The sequence below is a fragment of the Phocaeicola sp. RTP21198st1_B8_RTP21198_201120 genome (genome assembly GCF_040929485.1).
GTDB classification, from domain to species: domain Bacteria; phylum Bacteroidota; class Bacteroidia; order Bacteroidales; family Bacteroidaceae; genus Phocaeicola; species Phocaeicola dorei.
In genome coordinates this window covers 1-1,185 of sequence record NZ_JBCOCI010000446.1, presented here as the reverse complement: position 1 = coordinate 1,185, position 1,185 = coordinate 1, and the positions used below count along the sequence as shown (strand labels likewise).

At 41.4% G+C, this 1,185-nt stretch carries 2 protein-coding genes; both read left to right on the top strand.

Annotated features, from left to right (window positions below; genetic code table 11):
* A partial coding sequence (locus tag AB5935_RS27145) for a glycosyltransferase (protein WP_368327994.1) occupies positions 1–662 on the top strand: 662 nt, incomplete at its 5' end.
* Between the two features lie 25 nt (positions 663–687).
* Positions 688–1,185 (top strand): sugar phosphate nucleotidyltransferase (locus AB5935_RS27140; RefSeq protein ID WP_368327993.1); only part of this gene is annotated, 498 nt, incomplete at its 3' end.

Here is a 1,185-nt window from a genome sequence, read left to right as displayed (position 1 = left end):
GTTCTGAACCTATTCGCCAAGATTGTATAAAACAGTTTGACCTTAGTGATAAACAGCAATTTATGTGCTATTCGGGAATACCTCAAGCGTTAATACCTAATGAGGTAGACTCTGTCTCAAGTCGAAGACGAATTTATACGTACGTTGGTATTATGGTAAAAAGAAAGCATCCTGAGGCTTTACTTGAAGCTTTAAAGAATGACAAAGGCTCTTATTTTATTAATTATATAGGAACTGGAGCAATGCAGAGTGATTTAAAGGCTTTATCGCAAAAGTACAAGATGGCACAAATGGTAAACTTTGCTGGTCGTGTCCCTCGCGAAAAAGTTTGTAAATTACTACAAGAAACAAAGTGTTTCATAATGATTAGTTCTGGTGAGGCGTTCGGATTAGTATACATTGAAGCAATGGCAAACGGCTGTATTACCATAGCGTCGCGTGGCGAAGGAATGGATGGGATTATTCAAGATGGAATAAATGGTTTTTTGTGCGAATCAGGCAATTACACGGAATTAAAAAATATTCTCGACAGGATAGAATCAATGTCATGTCTCGAATTAGATTCAATAGCTGATGCTGCGAGGAAAACTGTCAATCAGTTAACAGACGAGATTGTTGCTGATATGTATTTACGAGAACTTATGAAAATTGCCAAACATTAGTAATTAGAAACTTAGTCAAAACTATATGAAAGTAGTTCTTCTTGCCGGTGGCTTCGGCTCACGCATCAGTGAAGAAAGCCAGTTCAAACCCAAGCCAATGATCGAGATTGGCGGTATGCCTATTCTTTGGCACATCATGAAGGAGTATGCCTACTATGGACATACTGAGTTTATCATCTGTGCAGGTTACAAGCAGGAGTATATCAAGGAGTGGTTTGCCAACTACTTCCTTCACAATTCTGACGTCACCTTCGACTACCGCAATGGTAAGAACGAGATGACCGTTCATCAGACCAATATGGAGCCTTGGAAAGTAACTGTAGTCGATACCGGCTACAATACCATGACCGGTGGCCGCATCAAGCGCATCCAACAGTATGTGGGCAACGAGCCTTTCCTCATGACCTATGGCGATGGCGTGTGTGATGTGGAGATTGACAAGCTCATCGAGTTTCACAAGAGCCATGGTAAGCTCGCTACACTTACTGCCGTCAAGATGGCTCAGGACAAGGGTGTACTGGAT